At 49.0% G+C, this 18,886-nt stretch carries 19 protein-coding genes; 14 read left to right on the plus strand and 5 right to left on the minus strand.

What is annotated here, in order from left to right:
- Positions 1-169 precede the first annotated feature (169 nt).
- The 3 genes from ACAN55_RS20885 (at position 170) to ACAN55_RS20895 (ending at position 2,772) form a co-directional block, all read left to right on the plus strand.
- Positions 170-619, plus strand: a complete 450-nt coding sequence (locus tag ACAN55_RS20885) for a YdeI/OmpD-associated family protein (protein ID WP_379137430.1) — start codon at positions 170-172, stop codon at positions 617-619.
- Positions 620-639: 20 nt separating this feature from the next.
- A complete protein-coding gene (locus tag ACAN55_RS20890; protein ID WP_379137433.1) occupies positions 640-1,113 on the plus strand; it encodes a DinB family protein in 474 nt (157 codons plus the stop codon).
- Positions 1,114-1,200: 87 nt separating this feature from the next.
- Complete coding sequence (locus ACAN55_RS20895) at positions 1,201-2,772, plus strand: sigma-70 family RNA polymerase sigma factor (protein ID WP_379137436.1); 1,572 nt, start codon at positions 1,201-1,203, stop codon at positions 2,770-2,772.
- Positions 2,773-2,842: 70 nt separating this feature from the next.
- Here the strand turns inward: ACAN55_RS20895 and ACAN55_RS20900 are convergent, their stop codons facing one another.
- A complete protein-coding gene (locus tag ACAN55_RS20900) occupies positions 2,843-3,937 on the minus strand; it encodes a UvrB/UvrC motif-containing protein (RefSeq protein ID WP_379137439.1) in 1,095 nt (364 codons plus the stop codon).
- A gap of 115 nt (positions 3,938-4,052) precedes the next feature.
- Here ACAN55_RS20900 and ACAN55_RS20905 point away from each other — a divergent pair, with 115 nt between their 5' ends.
- The 3 genes from ACAN55_RS20905 (at position 4,053) to ACAN55_RS20915 (ending at position 6,494) form a co-directional block, all read left to right on the plus strand.
- A complete protein-coding gene (locus ACAN55_RS20905; protein ID WP_379137441.1) occupies positions 4,053-4,268 on the plus strand; it encodes a FeoA family protein in 216 nt (71 codons plus the stop codon).
- A gap of 127 nt (positions 4,269-4,395) precedes the next feature.
- Positions 4,396-6,348 (plus strand): ferrous iron transport protein B, encoded by a 1,953-nt coding sequence (feoB, locus tag ACAN55_RS20910; RefSeq protein WP_379137444.1) that lies wholly within the window; start codon positions 4,396-4,398, stop codon positions 6,346-6,348.
- Positions 6,348-6,494, plus strand: coding sequence for a FeoB-associated Cys-rich membrane protein (locus tag ACAN55_RS20915; RefSeq protein WP_379137448.1), 147 nt, complete (start codon positions 6,348-6,350; stop codon positions 6,492-6,494). The genes feoB and ACAN55_RS20915 overlap by 1 nt, the downstream gene beginning before the upstream one ends.
- 75 nt (positions 6,495-6,569) lie before the next feature.
- On the opposite strand, the gene ACAN55_RS20920 is transcribed toward ACAN55_RS20915, so the two are convergent.
- Positions 6,570-8,363 carry a putative bifunctional diguanylate cyclase/phosphodiesterase gene (locus tag ACAN55_RS20920; RefSeq protein WP_379137451.1) on the minus strand — a complete coding sequence of 598 codons (1,794 nt, stop codon included), beginning with the start codon at positions 8,361-8,363 and terminating at the stop codon, positions 6,570-6,572.
- Between the two features lie 181 nt (positions 8,364-8,544).
- Between ACAN55_RS20920 and ACAN55_RS20925 the strand changes: the two genes are divergently transcribed.
- Both ACAN55_RS20925 and ACAN55_RS20930 read left to right on the plus strand, forming a co-directional pair.
- Positions 8,545-9,954 carry a hypothetical protein gene (locus tag ACAN55_RS20925; RefSeq protein WP_379137453.1) on the plus strand — a complete coding sequence of 470 codons (1,410 nt, stop codon included), beginning with the start codon at positions 8,545-8,547 and terminating at the stop codon, positions 9,952-9,954.
- A 165-nt stretch (positions 9,955-10,119) separates the two neighbouring features.
- Complete coding sequence (locus ACAN55_RS20930; protein ID WP_379137456.1) at positions 10,120-10,476, plus strand: nucleotide excision repair endonuclease; 357 nt, start codon at positions 10,120-10,122, stop codon at positions 10,474-10,476.
- A gap of 78 nt (positions 10,477-10,554) precedes the next feature.
- Here ACAN55_RS20930 and ACAN55_RS20935 read toward each other — a convergent pair whose 3' ends face one another.
- Positions 10,555-11,550: a BadF/BadG/BcrA/BcrD ATPase family protein gene (locus ACAN55_RS20935; RefSeq protein WP_379137459.1), complete on the minus strand. Its 996-nt coding sequence runs from the start codon at positions 11,548-11,550 to the stop codon at positions 10,555-10,557.
- Between the two features lie 144 nt (positions 11,551-11,694).
- Between ACAN55_RS20935 and ACAN55_RS20940 the strand changes: the two genes are divergently transcribed.
- From ACAN55_RS20940 to ACAN55_RS20960, 5 genes are all read left to right on the plus strand, one after another.
- Positions 11,695-12,162: a 2-thiouracil desulfurase family protein gene (locus ACAN55_RS20940; protein ID WP_379137462.1), complete on the plus strand. Its 468-nt coding sequence runs from the start codon at positions 11,695-11,697 to the stop codon at positions 12,160-12,162.
- Positions 12,163-12,460: 298 nt separating this feature from the next.
- Positions 12,461-13,177, plus strand: coding sequence for a hypothetical protein (locus ACAN55_RS20945; protein WP_379137464.1), 717 nt, complete (start codon positions 12,461-12,463; stop codon positions 13,175-13,177).
- Positions 13,178-13,192: 15 nt separating this feature from the next.
- Positions 13,193-14,461: a polysaccharide deacetylase family protein gene (locus ACAN55_RS20950; protein WP_379137467.1), complete on the plus strand. Its 1,269-nt coding sequence runs from the start codon at positions 13,193-13,195 to the stop codon at positions 14,459-14,461.
- Positions 14,462-14,616: 155 nt separating this feature from the next.
- Entirely contained in the window at positions 14,617-15,705 is a 1,089-nt protein-coding gene (gene rlmN / locus ACAN55_RS20955; protein ID WP_379137470.1) for a dual-specificity RNA methyltransferase RlmN, read from the plus strand.
- Between the two features lie 116 nt (positions 15,706-15,821).
- Positions 15,822-16,112, plus strand: coding sequence for a DUF6509 family protein (locus ACAN55_RS20960; protein WP_379137473.1), 291 nt, complete (start codon positions 15,822-15,824; stop codon positions 16,110-16,112).
- Between the two features lie 65 nt (positions 16,113-16,177).
- Here the strand turns inward: ACAN55_RS20960 and ACAN55_RS20965 are convergent, their stop codons facing one another.
- The gene (locus ACAN55_RS20965) at positions 16,178-16,927 is read right to left on the minus strand and encodes an esterase family protein (RefSeq protein ID WP_379137476.1); all 750 of its coding nucleotides are present in this window, start codon (positions 16,925-16,927) and stop codon (positions 16,178-16,180) included.
- Positions 16,928-16,936: 9 nt separating this feature from the next.
- Positions 16,937-18,127: an ATP-grasp domain-containing protein gene (locus ACAN55_RS20970; protein ID WP_379137479.1), complete on the minus strand. Its 1,191-nt coding sequence runs from the start codon at positions 18,125-18,127 to the stop codon at positions 16,937-16,939.
- 161 nt (positions 18,128-18,288) lie between these two features.
- On the opposite strand from ACAN55_RS20970, the gene greA reads away from it, so the two are divergent.
- Positions 18,289-18,768, plus strand: a complete 480-nt coding sequence (gene greA, locus ACAN55_RS20975) for a transcription elongation factor GreA (RefSeq protein WP_379137482.1) — start codon at positions 18,289-18,291, stop codon at positions 18,766-18,768.
- Positions 18,769-18,886 lie beyond the last annotated feature (118 nt).

Consider the following 18,886-nt stretch of genomic DNA (forward strand, 5'->3'; position numbering starts at 1 on the left):
AGAAGCGGCTGAGTCCGCTTATTACTCAAGATCACGCAGATATGCGTGATCTTTGTTGTTATCCGGGACATCTTCCCGCAGACAGACAGGCTAATTTGCCGCCTGGCATTCTCTATATTAAAATGAGCTGGAAAGAGCACTTAGGTTGTATACCGGGAGGTTATGAATAATGAAATTCCGTGCAGAGGTTCAGCTTGCCGGCAAGACGGCAACAGGTATTCAGGTCCCTGATGACATTGTTGAAGGGCTTGGTGCAGGTAAGAAGCCCGCAGTTAAAGTGACAATCGGTGGACATTCCTACCGCAGCACGATCGCGACGATGGGGGGCAAGTATATGCTGCCTCTTAGTGCGGAGAACCGGAATGCTGCCGGTGTAAGTGCCGGAGAAGAGGTGGAGGTTGAAGTGGAACTTGACTCTGCACCCCGTGAGCTGGAGATTCCCGCTGATTTCGCGGCTGCTTTACAAGGGGAAGCGGCGGCGCAGGCATTTTTTGAGGGGTTATCCTACAGCAACAAACGGCGGATTGTCCTCTCCATTGAAGGGGCCAAGACGGAGGAAACTAGACAGCGGCGCATAAGTAAATCTGTGGATATGCTTAAAGAGAACCGTATCCAGTAGGTATCAGAGAGGGTGAAGTTATGGTTCATGCCAAAGACGTACTGGCCAATCAACTGCTCTCCGGAGCGAATGATCCAAGCTGGCATATTCCATTTATGCAGGCGGTAGAGGGTATTACGGAAGAGGAAGCCTTCTGGAAACCGGACTCCGGCAGCAACAGCATCGCAGAGCTCACCTGGCATCTGCAGTATTGGAACGAGACATGGCAGACCCGGTACCGCAAGATGAGAATGGATGCCGTACCTCCGATTGGCGACAATAACAACAGCTTTATCATTCCGGAGAACAAAGCATTCAGTGACCTGAGCCAGGAACTACTAAGGGTTCTGCTGGACTGGCAGGTGCTGCTTGAAGAGAGCAGTCTGGAGACCCTGGTCGAAGAATTTCCCGTCCCCGCCAAGTGGTGGGAGCTGATCAGCAACGCCGCTACACACAATGCTTATCATATCGGACAGATCATGTACATCCGCAAGCTGTGGAAAGGGCGGCTATAATTCGTGAATCGGAGTCTTTCAGTCTGTAACCTTTGGAAGCCATCATGGCACTTCTATTATGTAAGAAAGAAAGGAGTGGTCATAGGGATGCTTCAGCAGATTGAAGAGGCAAGGGCAGGAGACCGGCAGGCTTTTGAGGAGATCGTCAGGCATTATACCGGCATGGCGAAATCCATTGCTTACGATAAGCTGCAGGATATTCAGCTGGCAGAGGATGCTGTACAGGAAGCCTTTACGGAGGCGTTCCTCCATCTGTCTCAATTGAGTACGGCAGAAGCCTTTCCGGGGTGGTTCAGGTCGATCGTGGTCCGTCAGTGTTATCGTATTCTCCGCAGGAAAAGACACGCTACCGATTCTTTCGATGAAGCCATGCAAATGCCTGATCCGGCGTACAATATAGCGGATATCATTGAGCGTAATGAAGTACGGCGGATCGTTCAGAATACGGTTGCCGGCTTAAGCTCCAAGCTTCGTGTAGCGGTCGAATTGTTCTATTGGCAGGGATATTCCCTGAAGGAAATTTCTGATTTCCTCGGTGTCTCTATTCCAGTGCTGAAAAAACGGCTGTTCGACGCCAGGCATAAACTGAAGGGTTCTCTGCCTGTAGCAGATGTAATCTCTGTATTCACCCACTTGTACGAAGGAGGAACAAGATTGCTTCATATCGTGAACGGCGACTCGGTAGGTGATATGCTGCGTCAGGGCATTGTGCACGGGGATATTCTGGTGTGGAGAGAGGTATACCCGCATGGGCCCGTATTCCCTCAGCCTGCAGCGGAAGATAACCGCACTTTTCGTGCGGGGTATCTCGAGAAGACACTTGGAGTCCCCAAAGCAGAATATCTTGCTGCAAGCATAGCTCAGGAACAGGCACTGGACCAATGTGGTAAATATGACGAGGTCGTGTTGTGGTTTGAGCATGATTTGTTTGACCAGACTATGCTCAGCTATCTGCTCCATCGCTTCTCCGACATGTCCTCACCTCCGGCGAAGCTGAGCCTGCTATGCATCGGTGAGTTCCCGGGCATCGAGTTGTTCCATGGACTCGGTCAGTTAACCCGCGAGCAGATAGCTACGCTGCACGGAACATGGACACCGATCGGAGCAGTGGAGCTGCAGCTCGGAAGTGCCCTCTGGCAGGCATATGCTTCTGCGGATCCGCAGATCCTGCAGAGCCTGCTGAACCAGGACACATCGGCGCTTCCGTTCGCGCATGATGCATTCAAGGCCCATCTGTCGCGGTTTCCGTCCACATCAAATGGACTTGGCATCGTGGAGCAGACAACCCTGGAGCGGGTAAACGCCGGAACCAATAAAGCATATTCACTGTTTGGAGAAGTGACGGATTCACTCCATCGGTTAGGAATGGGAGACTTAGAATACAAGTATGTGCTGAGCAGAATGGCACAGGCTCCTCATCCCCTGCTGGAGATCGGCGGGAAGAAGGCCGTGCCAGGCGTTAATCCAATCTCCACACCGTTTCGCAACGATACGGTTGAACTGACGGAGCTGGGCAAGGAAGTGCTGGAGGGAAAGATTGACTGGACGTTCTTAAGCGGCATCGATGAATGGTACGGCGGGGTGCATCTGCAAGGCAATCAGCCGGACTGGCGTTGGAATGCTGCCATGCAGAGGATAGAAACTACAGGTCCCCGTTAACACGGAGACCCGTAGTTTTGGTGCAGGAGAATACATTGCATTCGGTAGCTGTGCAAGGCTAACACAGGCTTCACGGAAGGAAATCTGTGCTGGCTGCTAGCAGCTGTTCCACTGCTTCTTCGAGCCCGTCCTCGGGCTCAGGCCGGGTCCACTCTGCAGGAACTTCCAAATGGCTGCAGGAACTGCTTTTTAAATAGCTGTAGATAATCTGCGCTTCGTCAATCTCATGACGGCTGATCTCAAGGGAGGTCTGCAACGGCAGGGTGCCAAAGACTTCCCGAATGAATGAGCATAGGATACTTCGCAGCGCATCATTCCCTAAATTCTCAGTTTCGATTCTTTGCTGCCCGACCAGGCGGCATCCCTGGATCAACAGCAGCTTCAGCAAGTTGTCATCCATTCCTTCAAGCACGGCGAACCTGCGGTTCTCTCCGGCAAAACGGGTAACCTTCTCCTTCTGCTGAAGAAAGCGGACCGCCCCGATATAATCACGCATTTTGGCTGCAGCCTCGAAATCAAAGTTCTCCGCCGCCTGCAGCATCCGCTGCTCCATCTCGTCCAGCACACCGGAATCGCTCCCATCCAGTAAGGCAATAATCCTGCTCCGGATGTTTGTATATTGAATCAACGCCTCACCGCCGGCACACACGCCGATACATAATCCAAGTGAATGATTCCAGCAGAGTGAATGTTTGCCCGATGATCCGCTGCAGAGAATCTTCATGCTCTCCTCTAAGCCCCGCACCGCCCGCTCCACTGTACTCCGGCTGGTATAAGGTCCAAATAACAAGGTACCTTCCTGCACATCCATATCGCTGGTCACTTCAATTCGGGAATAGGCATGATTTGTCCGAATTGCAATATAAGTATAATTGAGCGGATTTTTCATTTTACGGTTGTACATCGGTTTGATCTCATGGATTAACTGGCATTCCAGCATAAAAGCTTCAAACTCGGTGTCTGTCAGCCTGTACTCCAGATCGCGGATATGTGCGACAAGCTGCTTCACTTTGGGGGAGTGTCCCTTGGAGTTGTAGAAATAGGACTGCACCCGTTTCTTCAGCTGTTTGGCTTTGCCGACATAGATGATATGTCCCAGACTATCCTTCATCAGGTAGACTCCTGGGGATAGCGGAAGGTTTTTGACCTTCTCGGTTAAATTCATGGTGTACCTCCACTTGTAACTAAGATCATTGACGGGCTGAATAGAGAATGACATTCTTTCAAATGGCAATAAAGGGAAAATGTGGAATTTAAACTACAGGGCAGGTGAGTCCAATATGTTATTATCCAAAGCAAAGATCGGTCAGACCTTTAATATCAAAAGTGTAGAAGGAAAAGAGAAGGTGAAGAAGTTTCTCTTTACTTTGGGCTGTTTTGAAGGGGCAGAGATTACGCTTATTTCTATTCTCGCAGGTAATTATGTGGTTAACATCAAGGATAGCCGTTATGCAATAGATGAGAACATGGCTAAATCGATTGTGCTGGAGCCGTAGGTCCTGTTACTGATTATTTTAATATTAACTTCGCATATATGCTATAAATCATATTAAAGCTGACCTTCTATATTGATAATAATAATCATTATCATTAATGCGCTTATCGTGACGAGAGGAGATTCGCATGAGAATAGCCTTAACGGGTAATCCCAATTCGGGAAAAACCACACTGTTTAATGCCATCACCGGAGAATCAGGGAATGTCGGGAACTGGTCGGGAGTTACGGTAGCCAAGAAGGAAGCGCCGCTGAAAAAGAAATACAATCCGCAGAAGCGGGACGTCACCATCATTGATCTTCCGGGTACCTATTCAATCTCGCCGTTTACCGGTGAGGAGGTTATCACAAGGGACTATATTACAGGGGAAGCGCCGGACGTGATTATTAATATCGTCGACGGTGCCAATGTCAGCCGCAGCCTGTTCTTTACGTCCCAACTGCTGGAGCTCGGAATTCCTGTAGTGGTGGCTCTGAATAAAATGGATATTCTTTCCAAAAGAGGAGACCGTATCAATCTGGAAGCGCTGAGTGCGGAACTCCATTGCCCTGTGATAGCCACTACGGCTACCTCCGATGAAGGCCTTGCTCTGCTGATCGATGAGGTCATTAAGCGGGGCGAAGATAAGCGGCCGCAGGTTGCTCCATCGATTACGGCAGGGGACCGGGAGTCGGATGTGGCAAGGCAACGGTTCGTGGAAGGCATTGCAGATAAATGCCAGACAAAGAAACGGGATGCCAGCAAAGTTACCTTCTCCGATAAAGTCGACCGGATTGTGGCCCATAAGTGGCTGGGTCTACCTATCTTTTTTGTGATCATGTGGGCGGTATTCTCTTTCTCTATCGAAGGGCTGGGCGGATTTCTCTCCGGGTATCTCAATGATGTGGTGTTCGGTGAAATAGTTCCGGATGCAGCGAACGGGCTGCTGGAGAGCATGGGCGTCAACTCAGTCCTGCAATCACTAATTGTAGACGGGGCCATAGGCGGAATCGGTGCAGTCATAGGCTTTCTGCCGCTGATTATGTTGTTGTTCTTCTGCCTGTCACTGCTGGAGGACAGCGGGTATATGGCGCGTCTTGCGGTAGTCATGGACCGTTTTTTCAAAAAAATCGGACTTTCCGGCAAATCCATCATCCCGATGATCGTGGGTTCCGGTTGTGCGATTCCGGGCGTTATGGCTACCCGCACCATCGAAGATGTGAATGAGAAGAGAATGACTACGATTCTGACCCCGTTCGTACCGTGTGGAGCCAAGCTCCCGATTATCGCGTTATTCGCAGCTGTATTTTTTCCGGATAAAACCTGGGTCGGTCCCAGTATGTACATTATAGCCGTCGTGATGATCGTCATCGGGGGGCTGCTGCTGAAGAGAATTTTCGTCTGGGAGAATACCACGCAATTTGTCATGGAGCTTCCCGACTACAAACTGCCAAGCTTGAAGTATGCCAGTCTGCAGATGCTGGATAAGGCTAAAGGTTTTGTGTACAAGGCCACTACCATTATCCTCGTGTGCAACACGCTGATCTGGTTCGCCCAGGCTTATAGCTGGAACCTTAGTCCGGTGGAGGATCAAAGTGCGAGTATTCTTGCCACGCTGGGGACGATTGTTGCGCCATTGCTCATTCCTCTGGGATTTGTGGGCTGGCAGCTGGCTGCGGCGGCGATTACCGGATTTATTGCTAAAGAAAATGTGGTGGCCACCTTCGCCGTTCTGCTTGCAGTTGCGTCGGAAGATGCCCTGTATGCGCCTGGTGGTGCATTGACCACATTGTTCACCCCGGTCACCGCATTTGCGTACCTGCTGTTTAACCTGTTCACCCCGCCGTGTTTTGCTGCTATTGGAGCGATGAATTCGGAGCTGGGTTCGAGAAAATGGCTCTTCCGCGCGCTAGGCTTCCAGTTAGGCGTAGGATATCTGCTGGCCATGCTTGTCACGCAGATGGGTTCGCTGATCGTGTACGGAACGCCTGCAACCGGCTTTATCCCGGCAATCATCATTGCGGCCCTCGCCGCCGCGTTCCTTGTGGTTACCATTAGAAAAGTCGAATCCAAACAGGCAGGAATAGGAGTTGGTGCGTAATGGCAGGAACAATTATCGTGGGGCTTGTATTTGCCGCAATCGTTGGCTTCGCAGCGCGGAAAGTAGTTCTGGACTCCAGGAACAACAAGTGCAGCTGCGGCAGCACCTGTTCGGATAAGAATCGAAGCAGCTGCGGTAAAGCCTGAATAAGCTATGCCCCTCATAGAGAAGCAGCAGGCTTTCCGTTACCCGGAGATGCCTGCTGCTTTTATTAGTGATGCTCATATAGATTCTTCCTGCAATATTGTCGGATTACTTTCCCATTCGGTGAGTAAGTGTTCGGTATTTGCAGCTGACTGCGGCTTACTGAATAAGTAGCCCTGAATTTTATCACAGCCTTGCTCTTGCAAATACTTCAGCTGCACCCGCTGCTCCACACCCTCCGCAACGACACACATATTCATACGTTTGCCAATCATGATGATCTGCTCAACTAGAGCGGCTTGGCTGGTCCCGGTATGTACAGAGTCAATAAAGGATTTGTCTATTTTCAGAGTAGTAATAGGCAGGTGGGTCAGATAACTAAGTGATGAATAACCTGTTCCGAAGTCGTCCAAGGCAATCTTAATTTGATGCTCGCGCAGCTCATTCAGCTTAGTGCTTACATAGTCATAAGATTCAACCAGTACAGTCTCCGTGATCTCAAGCTCCAGAAAACTCGGCTCCAGCTTGTTGTCCCGCAGGGTATCCAGCACCAGCTCGTTAAAGTCGGTCTGCAGCAGCTGCAGCATGGAAATATTGACGGACATGGTCAGATGCCCGAAGCCTTGTTCATGGAGATTCTTCAGGAAAGCGCAAGCGGTGTTCAGCACCCAGGTTCCTAAAGGGATAATGAAGTGAGAATCTTCGGCAATTTTAATGAATTTGAAAGGAGAGATGATCCCCAGCTCTGGGCTGTTCCAACGTAATAATGCTTCCAGGCCGGTCACCTTGTTCAAGGCCAAATCGACTTGAGGCTGGTAAAACAGCTCGAATTCATTCCGCTCCATTGCCGAATACAACTGCTTCTCAATATTCATCCGCTCGGTAAAGGTATCCTTCAGAGGATTGTCAAAGATAACGATCTTGTCCTTACCGGCTTCCTTCGCCTTGTACATCGCAATGTCGGCTCGTTTCACGAGTTCCATAATGTCGTTGCCGTGGGCCGGGTAAATGCTGATCCCGATGCTGAGGCTGATGTGCAGCTGGCTGTTGTCCATCTCTATCGCTTCTTTAAATCCGGCAACAAGGCGGCCGGCGATTTTGTGAATATCGTCCGCATCGTTCATAGGATTGGGATGGATCAGAATGATGAATTCGTCTCCGCCAAACCGGTAGACCTCGCCCTCACTGCTTACAATGTCGACGATCCGCTCACTGGCCTTAACGATCAGACGGTCGCCAAAGCCATGCCCCATCGTATCGTTGATATATTTAAAGTTATCGATATCCACGAACATCAGGGCGGCCATGGTGTTGGCATCCGCTGCAATTTTGACGGCTCCGTGCTCATATAAAGCCAGCTTGTTAGGGAGGTCAGTAAGTAGATCGTGATAAGCCAAATGATGCATCTTTTCTTCGTTTTCTGTAAGCTTGCGCTGATTGTCGATTAATTGATCGTACTGCTGCCGCAGCTCCTCTTCGGTAGCGGTGATCTCCTCATAAGCGGATTCCAGCTCCTCGTGGGCACCCACCCGGTCCCTATAGGCCATCTCCAGCTTTTTCTCAATCTTTTTAATCCGGTTTAGTGTTCCGAGTATGAGAATAAAGATCAGCAAGGCGGTCACTAATACAAAAAGCCATCCCTTGATCATATTTATCAGGGCTATTAAGTCTGTGTTCCGGGTAAAGGCTGTAACCGCTCTATCGGAGAAAAATATCCATAAGGCTCCAACGATAAAATAAATACCGGCAATTCGTGTCGAACCCCAAAGAGGGCTGAATGATCGCTTATTCATATGGTCCAGCGGAGGCTTTTCGTGTGAACGTGTTCCCGTCTTACGCCAGGTGCCCCTGTCGTTATCTCTTCGCAGCATAATGCGCCTCCCAATCCATACCTGTACAACCTCGTGCTATTAGATTGTTCAACAGCATTCTCCAAAATCCTCTATTTACTCCCTTTTCTTTACGAATATTCATACATAAGAACACTTGCCCATGCCCCGGCATAGCATATAGCACATTTATGCTGTAAGACAAAGGGAGGTTTCGGGTTAGATGGACATTCAGCTGACAGCGATACATTACGTATATTTGGTGTTTATAGTGTTCATTCTGGCTCTGTTGATCAAGCGGAGGGACACTACGGTTATCTGCGTTGCAGGTATCTTTGTTCTTGGGCTGCTGGCTGTCGGAACGCTTGGCGGATCGATATCCGGCGTGTTCAATTCCTTCATTTATGCGACCAAAGAGCTGATGGGTACGATCATGATCATATCGATTATCGTGGCCATGAGCAGAGTGCTGATCCTAACGGGTATCAATGAGACAATGGTAGCCCCGCTGACCCGTTTTATCCGTACCCCCGGCATAGCCTTCTGGGGAATAGGAATGATTATGATGGTGACCTCGTTTTTCTTCTGGCCATCGCCCGCGGTAGCTTTGATCGGAGCTGTATTGCTGCCGGTGGCAATCCGTGTCGGCTTGCCGGCTCTTGGAGCAGCGATGGCTATGAATTTATTCGGTCACGGGATCGCGCTTTCAGGTGACTATATTATTCAGGGAGCGCCCAAATTAACGGCTGACGCCGCCGGAATCCCCGTAACCAGCGTGATGGAGGCAAGCATTCCCTTAGTTATCATAATGGGCTTGGTAACAACGGTGGCAGCTTTCTGGATGATGCGCAGAGACCAGCATAAAGGAACCTGGAGAGACGGGCTTGTGTCTGACAACATGGGCGCTGGAGCGCTTTCCGCTGGAGGCGGAGAGGAGAGGGCGTTTCTTGATCCGGTGGTTAAAAAGAGCTTGGCGATTATCATTCCGCTGCTATTCCTTGCCGATGTAGCTGCTATGCTTCTCTTAGGGCTGCAGGGCGGAGACGCAACGGCACTAGTAGGCGGCACAGCCGTCCTCATTCTCATCGGGGTAACGATGCTGACCCACCGGAATCAGGGACTTGAGAGGGTGACTTCGTATCTGATAGAGGGTTTTGTCTTTGGCTTTAAGGTATTCGGTCCGGTCATTCCCATTGCTGCATTCTTCTATCTGGGTGATTCTGCTTTCACAGAGCTGTTCGGGGAGACGCTGCCTGCAGCTTCGCAGGGGATTGTGAATGATCTGGGGGTTGCCTTGGCCGGCCATGTTCCTCTAAATGGTGCGGTAGGTGCTGTGACCTCAACCATCACAGGAGCCATTACGGGTCTGGATGGCTCAGGTTTCTCGGGAATATCTTTAGCTGGATCGATTGCACAGCTGTTTGCCGTTGCCACCCACTCCAGTGCAGCAGTATTAACAGCCTTGGGGCAGATTGCTGCCATCTGGGTTGGGGGAGGAACACTGATTCCGTGGGCACTCATTCCGGCAGCAGCAATTTGCGGAGTCAGTCCGTTTGAGCTTGCCAGACGAAATCTCATCCCTGTACTGATCGGCTTAATGGTAACGACGATTGTCGCTATATTTTTATTATAAGACCTGTCAGGTCCAATTCCGGCTACTTCTTACGAGGAGGGGATCGCAGAAACCATACGTTCCATCAAGAGCCGGGCATCCGAAACTGCATAAGCAGAAGGAATGGTGTTGAACTTCATTCTGTGATACGATTTATCTCTATACAGAATGAGGAAGTGAATTTTAGTGATAAACATAACCATTCCGGCAGCGGATGTGTCGATTACAAAGCAGGAGAATCCGGTGCTCAGCCATATTTATGGCTTCACGGATTTTCATCTGATTACCCGGGAACAGGGCGGCATCTTTATGTTCTACAACGATAAGGATGAGCTGCTGTTCGTCGGCAAGGCAAGAAAGCTGAGACCGAGAATTAAGAAGCATTTTGAAGATACTGTATCGGTCATGAAGGATCACCGGAATGAAGTTACCCGGATTGATGTTTGCCTGGTCGAAGATCCTGTCGATCGTGAGATTTATGAGACCTACATCATCAATACATTGAAAGCGAAATACAACGTGGATAAAGTGTTGTACAAGTAATAAACAACGAGTACACGCACCGGCTTCCCTAGAGCGCAGACCAACTGGTCTGCGTTCTTTGTCGTGGACGGGACGTTTCTAAGATTGGCGTGCATGGATACTGCTATACAAAGTGCGGAGCAGCTCCTCGTCTATAGCTGAAGAGCCGATAAGCCGATGAATTGCATACAACACCGAACCGGTCACAGGGGAGAAGCGGGGCTGAACCAGCTCATATTGCTTATGGCTGCCGCTGGATGACAGGAGATCGGTAAGCTTATTTTTGAAATAGGGACTGTTAATAACACTGCCCGTGAAGGCTACTGAAACCGTAGGTTCACTAAAGGAAGGAGCAAGCAGCTCAATGCCGATTTTAAGCTGGTGGATGGCACGGTCCGAGACCCGGCAGGCAATGGAGCTACCTGCCAATGCGGCTTCTGTAATCCGGGGGGTGAATTTCTCGAAATCACGTTCGCGCAGCCGCCGGTCTTCAAGAAAGCCATTCCGGCCAAGCGTATAAAACGCCTCGATGGTGCCTACGTTCCAGTGGCTTAGCATTGAATTTACCAGATCTATATCTGTAGCGTCGCTATTTCCTGCGAGCACTTCAAACACCGCATCGTACGCGATATATCTTGAGGAGCTTCTCGTATAATGATGGAAATCATAGTTTCTCAGATATCGGCCGTCCTCTGTTATTGCCAATATAATGGAGCCGGTGCCGGATAGCGCGGCAATACCGGGTCTCGCAAGCAGCGCTCCGTAATGTGCAGAGACCGCGTCGTTGAAGTGCCACATGGGGCAATGCAGTCCGTCAATATCGGTCAGGGCCTTTACCCATGCCAGATCCTCTTCTGAATCATATCCGGCGATTCCGGCAGCAAGCCCGCGGACGTCGTGAACCCCTTTATGTGCAAGCGATAAAGCCTCTGTAATGGCCTGGCTTACATTGTGCTGCGCCTGCAGATCCTTATAAACTGAAGCCGCCCCTTTTTCCAGATAAGATAACACGTTGCCCTTAAGATCACTGACCATAACGCGCGTGTGGGTGCCACCGCCGTCAATTCCGATTATTACATCCTGTAAGCCTTGCATGTAAGCCCTCCTGTCTGCTGACCGCAAAACTAATTATACGGCTGACCAGGTGAGAAAAAGAAGAGCGCTCCGGTATTTTTCCGGGATGGGGGAGTTCATGGGTTCGTGGTAGTATAGATTTATCATAAAGTGAGGTGAGCGAGGTTGTTATTGGTAAGCTCCTGTTTGGCAGGTCTGGAAGTAAGGTATAACGGAACACACAGCTTAAACGACAAGATTCAGCAGCTGGTGTCGGAAGGCAAGGCGAAGATGGTATGCCCCGAGCTGCTTGGAGGGCTGTCCACACCGAGAGAACCGGCCGAAATTTCAGGGGGTAACGGGGAGGATGTGCTGGATGGACGAGCGCGTGTGCTTACTCAGGCAGGCGGTGATGTGACCGAACCGTTCATACAAGGCGCTTACGAAACACTCCGTGAAGCCAGAGAGGCGGGAGCGACCATGGTGGTCCTTAAACAAAACAGCCCCTCCTGCGGAAGTTCCCATATCTACAACGGTGAATTTTCGGGCACCAAAATCTCCGGACAGGGCGTTACTGCGGCGTTGCTTCAAAGAAACGGCATCCAGGTCATTTCGGAAGTTGAGCTTCCGGAGCTGCTGAGAACATTCCGCTAAGCGCGCGCATCGGATTAAACGTATACATTTCGTAACCTCAGGGCACCTGTCAGCAGGTGTCTTTTTTTGCAATATGCTGGTGGTCTTTCTGTCCATGCTGTTCATTCCGCCATCCGGCACAACCCTGCTTTGGGGGACTCCCGGCATGGTTCATACTTATCAGTTCGGTTAACTTGGGTCTTTCGATATATTTAATAAAGATAGATATAATGGCTCACTAACAAGGAACGTAATTAAACTATAATAGACTCGTATAAGCTCGACATTATTTGACATTTTTAATGAGGTGATAGCATAGATGATCTCTCCCTTTTTTAAAAAGAAAGATGCAGCGGAGAAACAAGAAAAACCGGAAGTGGTTCAAAAGATACAATTCGGCGAAGAGAGTGATGAGGTAATGGAAGCCCCGCAAGCAAGCGAGACTGTGGCCGGTCTGATCTCCACGGGTAAAGGCCAGCTGGATAAGAAATCGCTCGATCTGATCTTTGCCGTAGAACAGACGATTCAGGCGAGGCAGCACGCAGAGAATAATGTGAATGAGCTTCAGGATCGCCTTACTCATGCGAACGGGCATGTGGAGCGCTTAAACCGGGATGTCAAGAACCTGAATAAGGTCATCGAAGAAAGAGAAAAGAATATTCTTGAACTGGAACATAAAATGCTCGAGAAGAATCTGAAGGTAGACCAGGTGATGGAGGATTACCGGGAGCTGCAGTCCACCAAGGCCAACGAGATTGACGAACTGAAGAGCAGTATTGATCTGGAGCAGCAGAAATATCGTAATGTCGTGCAGAAGCATAACGAGGCCCATGCCGAGAAGCTCAAAAAGCAGAATGAGCTGGAGGAGAAGATCGGCCGCCTGGAAGCTGAGAATGCACATTTGAAGCAGAAATACGAAGCAGTACGGCAAGAAAAAACTTACCTCTCCAACATGATCAGCGAATTCACCAACCGTATGACAGCACCATTCAGTACTACGCTTATGGATCGCAAAGAAGGTAATGAGGATACCTAAGGATGTATGCCGCCTATGGAAACAACTAACAGTTTAATGATAGAACTGCTGTCTCTTGGACACGAACTGAACGGTTACCGCATGGAGATAGGTTTGTTCTGTAATTCTGGAACTATTCAAAAAGAAATTAACATAGATGAATATACATATAGTCAGTTGAACCTCTTGGGCCCTTTTACATCACATAGAATAAGGCTGTCACTATATCCCAAATGGGACCCCTTCCGTCAAACCTATTACAGCACCCTTGTGAAAATAAATCATTCGTTCAACGAAACACTCTACTATGATTGCTCTGAGGACTATGCTCAGCAGCTTCTTCAACTGAAGAAGCAGGTTGATGACGGCTTTGTTGTTGAGCCTGACAAGCCTTCAGAGGCGACGGTGCTGCCCTTGATTCCGGAACGGGAACCTTCGTCCAGAATACGTAGCGGAGTTTACCAATTCGGCCGCATTGCGCTGCGATGTGTAATATCAACGGTAATACTGCTGTTTATGTCCCTGCGCCTGGAAGGGGATTTATTCGGAGACAGTATGTCTATGCATGAAGAGTCTGCAGCAGGACCCGGGATCATTAAGTCTTCCAGCCTTACCACAACTTATGCTCAGTCAGCCTCAATCCTAGCGGAAGCCGCCACTCCTTCACAGCATCCGGACCCTTCACCCAAACCTGCTGTTATGCAGAACCTTTCCTATACTGAGATCGAAATGGATGACGATAAATATGAGTTTACATTGCCGGAAGGTTATGTAGCCTTAACTTTTGACGATGGTCCATCCCGGTATACCAATGAAATCGTCGATATCCTGGTGAAGCATGGCATGGCGGCAACCTTTCTATTTGTCGGCAAAAATGTACAGAATCATCCCGGTGAGGTACAGTACGCGGCCGGACATGAGATGGCGGTTGGGAACCACTCCTGGGACCATGGTGAACTCACCAAAAATACTGTTACAGAGAACCGGGTGAATCTGACCAAGGCTAACCAGGCTCTGGAGAAGATTACCGGGAAGCCGGTGACTGTATTCCGTCCGCCTTATGGTGCGATCAATGATGGACTCGGTGAAATTGTATTGGAGCAGCATATGAAGGTTCTTTTGTGGAACCGTGACCCTGAGGACTGGAATGTCGGAAGCCCGGAGGAAATCGTGCAATATTTCCACCATACCGATCCGTCCGGAGGGATTTATCTTCTGCATGAGAAGAAAGTCACCCTGGAGGCACTTCCTGAAATTATCGATTACCTGAAGAGTAAGAAGCTGAAATTCGCGGTATTTAAATAACGATAGAACGGATGCTCCCTTAAGGAATGAGGGGCATCCGTTTTTTGTGTGTTAGGGGTAAGTGGCTACAATAGAAGCTAAAATGCCCTTGTTTAAATAAACAAAATTTGAGACAATACTCAGGAACAAAGCGCTTTTGAAAAGAGGATAAAGAAATGAATAAGCAATCCATCTATGGATTAACATTGGATCAATTAACGGCATGGTTGTTGCCGTATGGGCATAAGAAATTCCGGGCGCAGCAGGTGTGGGAGTATCTCTACCGTAAACGGGTGGCTGATTTCTCCGAAATGACTGAGGTCAATAAAGATTGTCTTCAGCTGCTAAGCGAACATTATGATATCCGTACTCTGGAGGAGCATGTGAAACAGGAGTCATCGGATGGAACGGTGAAGTTTCTGTTCCGGCTTCAGGATGGTAATTTGATCGAAACGGTGCTGATGCGGCAGAAATACGGCTTGTCCGTATGTGTGACTACCCAGGTTGGCTGTAATATCGGTTGCAGCTTCTGCGCCAGCGGTCTGCTCGCCAAGAGCCGTGATCTGTCCAGCGGTGAAATTGTGGAGCAGATTATGAAGGTTCAGCAGCATCTGGATGCGGCAGAGGGCGGAGAGAAGGTCAGTCATATTGTTGTCATGGGTATCGGCGAACCGTTTGATAATTTCACGAACCTGATGAATGTCCTCGATATTATCAAGCACCAGAAGGGACTTGCCATCGCCGGAAGAGGGATCACTGTCTCTACAAGCGGACTGGCAGGAAAAATAAGAGAGTTTGCGGATGCTAATCCGGGTGTGAACCTGGCGATTTCACTTCATGCACCGAATAATGAGCTGCGGACGCGGATCATGAAGATCAATAAGGCGATTCCCATCGAGCAGTTGATGCAGGCCATCGATTATTATCTGGCGAAGACGAAGCGGAGAATTACACTGGAGTACATCCTGATGAAGGATGTGAATGACCGTACCGAGCACGCTCTGGAGCTGGCCGAGCTTATTGGAGAGCGGAGACAGCTGGTCAACGTGAATCTTATCCCGTATAACCCGGTGGATGAACATAGCCAATACCAAAGAAGCGAGCGGGAATCCGTGCGTGCGTTCTTCGATACCTTGAAGAAGCAGGGGGTCAGCGTAAGCACCCGCCTGGAGCATGGGGTGGATATTGATGCGGCCTGCGGACAACTGAGAAGCAAGCAGATTAAGAAAGACGGTACACCAGGCAACAAAGTAGTCACCGGATAATTGCACGTTATGCTTAACACTAATAAGAAGCGCATCCATGGAAGAAGGCAATCAGTCCTTTTTTTATGTTACAATATCGTTGGCAGTTATGATGGAAAAGAGGATGGGGTTAAGTAATGTTGATGTTCACGGCTTACACGGTGGATCTGGTCAAGGATCCTTTTGGCATATTGTCAGGCAAACGGTATGAGTTCGTTATTGAACTTGATGTTCCGGAGGATGACGAGCTGTACGAAGAGAACGGGATATCGGCCCGGGTAGTTGTTAAGCTGGAGGATGGTCAAACGACCATGATCACTTACGATCTGCTGGAGCGAACAACAAACCGGATTTTGGATTTCGATCTCGAAGAGGACGAAGAGGAAGCGCTGCTTCTGTTCTGTAAAGAGCATTTGACGGAAGAATAAAGAGACATGAAGAAGAGGATGTTCCGTGGGCCGAATCCGGCTGCTGGAGCATCCTCTTTCTGCGATTATAGACAACTGCTGATATAGTAATGGATCTGCTTATTCCACCAGGGCCAGTCATGATTGACATCGGTGCCCCAATAATCGATCCGTGCCGGAATATTCTTATGGTGCAGAAGCTCCTGCAGTAGCCGGGTTTCATGGAGCATTTCATCTTCGTAAGCGCCTTGTCCGACACATAGAATAATGTTGCTCTGCCGGTATTGGTTCAGATAGTGTTCGTCATGAAGTCCTGGAAGATAACGCAGTGGAGAATTCAGGTATACCGCCTCGCTCACATAATCCCCAAAGAAATACGCGGTGGAATACACGCCGCTCAGTGCGATTAATGTATCAAAATACTGCGGGTGCCGGAAGAAGAAGTTGGCACTGTAATAAGCGCCCATGGAGCAGCCGGAGACAAGGATCTTCTGGTCATGACCGCCGTTGTTCTCCTTGCTCTGCCTTAGAATGCCGGGAATCAGTTCCTTCGTTATATATTGATCATACTGCTCATGGCGGTTAATCTTGTCCTGATGATTCCAGTGCTCCGAGAAAAAAGTCTCTTCATCGATGCTGTCGCAGGTCCAGATCTGCAGCTTCCCTTGATCGATGAAATCATGGAGTGTATGAATCATCCCGGAATCCTCAAATTGATAAAATCTGCCGAGCGAAGTGGGGAAGACAAGCATGGGTTTGCCGGCATGGCCGTAGATTTTATATTCCATATCTCTGTTCAGATAGTGGCTGTACTCCTTGTGGTAGCTTACCTTCATCCTTCCACCCTACCCTTCTTCTAGTTGAATGAACTTCACGATGTCTCTCACATCGTCCAATTGGGCAGAACGGAATTGATATGCACGGTTACCCGAAGCCCTGCTGAAAATATCCTCGATCTCGTTATAATTGACGATTTGTCCGCCAAAAGTGCGCAGTATATCCTCGTGGCTGTGCACATAGTGTTTATGATTCTTCCGGCTGGCGTAGCCGCTGTAATACTGTCCCGGATAAGGGCCGCCGACTTCATTATGGACAACCATACGTGCCCATTCCTTATAAACATCCACATCATAGGCGAAATTAATGGCATCCGTCATCCACGCGCCCGGCGGTCTCATATTGACTTCAAGCGCAATGATGCGACCATCCTTGTTCGACTTGAACAGTTCGATATGGAAGAAGCGTTCCCGGATATCAAATGCCTTAAGGATGCTGCGTCCGGCCTCCTCCACTTCAGGGGAGACATCCTTCAGGCAGAAGTAATAGAGATGATCATCCGTATTTACAACCTCCATCACACTCTGCTCGAAGCGGTGGCTTACCGCAAAACGTACTTCACCATCGATATCGACAAGTCCATCATAGGTAAGGATGATCCCGTCAATAAATTCTTCGATAATGAAATGGACATCAGCGGGCTTGTGATCGAAGAAATGCTGCAGCTCGTCCTCATTGTTGATCTTATAGGTCATGCTGGCGCCTGAGCCGAGGTCGGGCTTCACCACGAGTGGAAATCCGGCGCTGCGGATGAACTCATCCACACTGGCCCGGTCACTTCCGGTGGTGAACTGAACGGTACTGACTCCGCTTTTGTAGAAAAAGTCTTTCATTTTCGACTTCTGCTTCAGGTTATGAATGAAGTCTGTTTTGGTGCCGTAAATGTTGAAATCGGTACGGATCATGGCATCCTGCTCCAGCCAGTATTCATTCAGCGACTCGAAGCGGTCAATCTTTCCGTACCGGTGTGTGAAATAGCCCACAGCCCGTACCAGCTCATCGTAATTCTCCAGATCGCTGATTCTGTAGTATTCGGTGAGCGAAGCCTTAAGACGCTGACCCAAACCGTCATATTCCGCATCACCGATGCCCAGTACGGTTGCTCCCTGCTCATGCAGCCGTTCGCAGAATTCAGTGCTGTTCTTAGGGAAATGAGGGGAAAAGAAAATGAAATTAATGTTAGCCAGCCCCTTTGTCAATTTAATTCCGAGTTAAAGTGTGTGATTTATTTCATTTAATTTAACAGCTTCCCTATATTACGTCAATCTTGCATCGAGATTAAGTTGTTCCTAACAGCCTTTCGCATGTTTTTGATTTTTAGGTTAAAATAAGCAATATGCTTTAACTAGGAGTTGTAAACATGTCAAATGATGAAGTGTTCTTAACGAAGGAAGGATTAGCCAAGCTGGAGGAAGAACTTAGGGAACTTAAGGGAGTAGGGCGCAAAGAGCTTGCAGCCCGTCTTAAGCTCGCCATTAGCTATGGAGACTTGAAGGAGAATAGCGAATACCATTCGGCCAAGGAAGATCAGTCGTTTATGGAGACGCGGATCATGATACTCGAGAAAATGCTGATTAAAGCACGTATTGTGGATGAGAGCAGCATAGACCTAAGCAGCGTGAGTGTGGGATCTATTGTTATTCTGAATGATATTGAGTACTCCGAAAGAATCGAATACCGGGTAGTTGGTCCGGCGGAGGCTGACGTGATGGACAACAAGATCTCCTATGAAAGTCCGCTTGGTAAAGAGCTTTTGGGTAAAAAAGTAGGCGACGTAATCAGCGTAAATGCGCCAATGGGCATCATAAAGTATGAACTGCTGGAAATCAAAATGCTGTAATGAATAGGGGTGTCCTGTAAGCCGAGCATCGGCAGTGAACTGCACCCCGTCAAGTAGACAGTACAAAAAATAAAAGATAGCTAAGCGGTCTTGGTCCTGAATTCAATGGGACTGAGGC

The sequence above is a fragment of the Paenibacillus oryziterrae genome, from assembly GCF_042610485.1.
In the GTDB taxonomy this organism is placed as follows: domain Bacteria; phylum Bacillota; class Bacilli; order Paenibacillales; family Paenibacillaceae; genus Paenibacillus_AQ.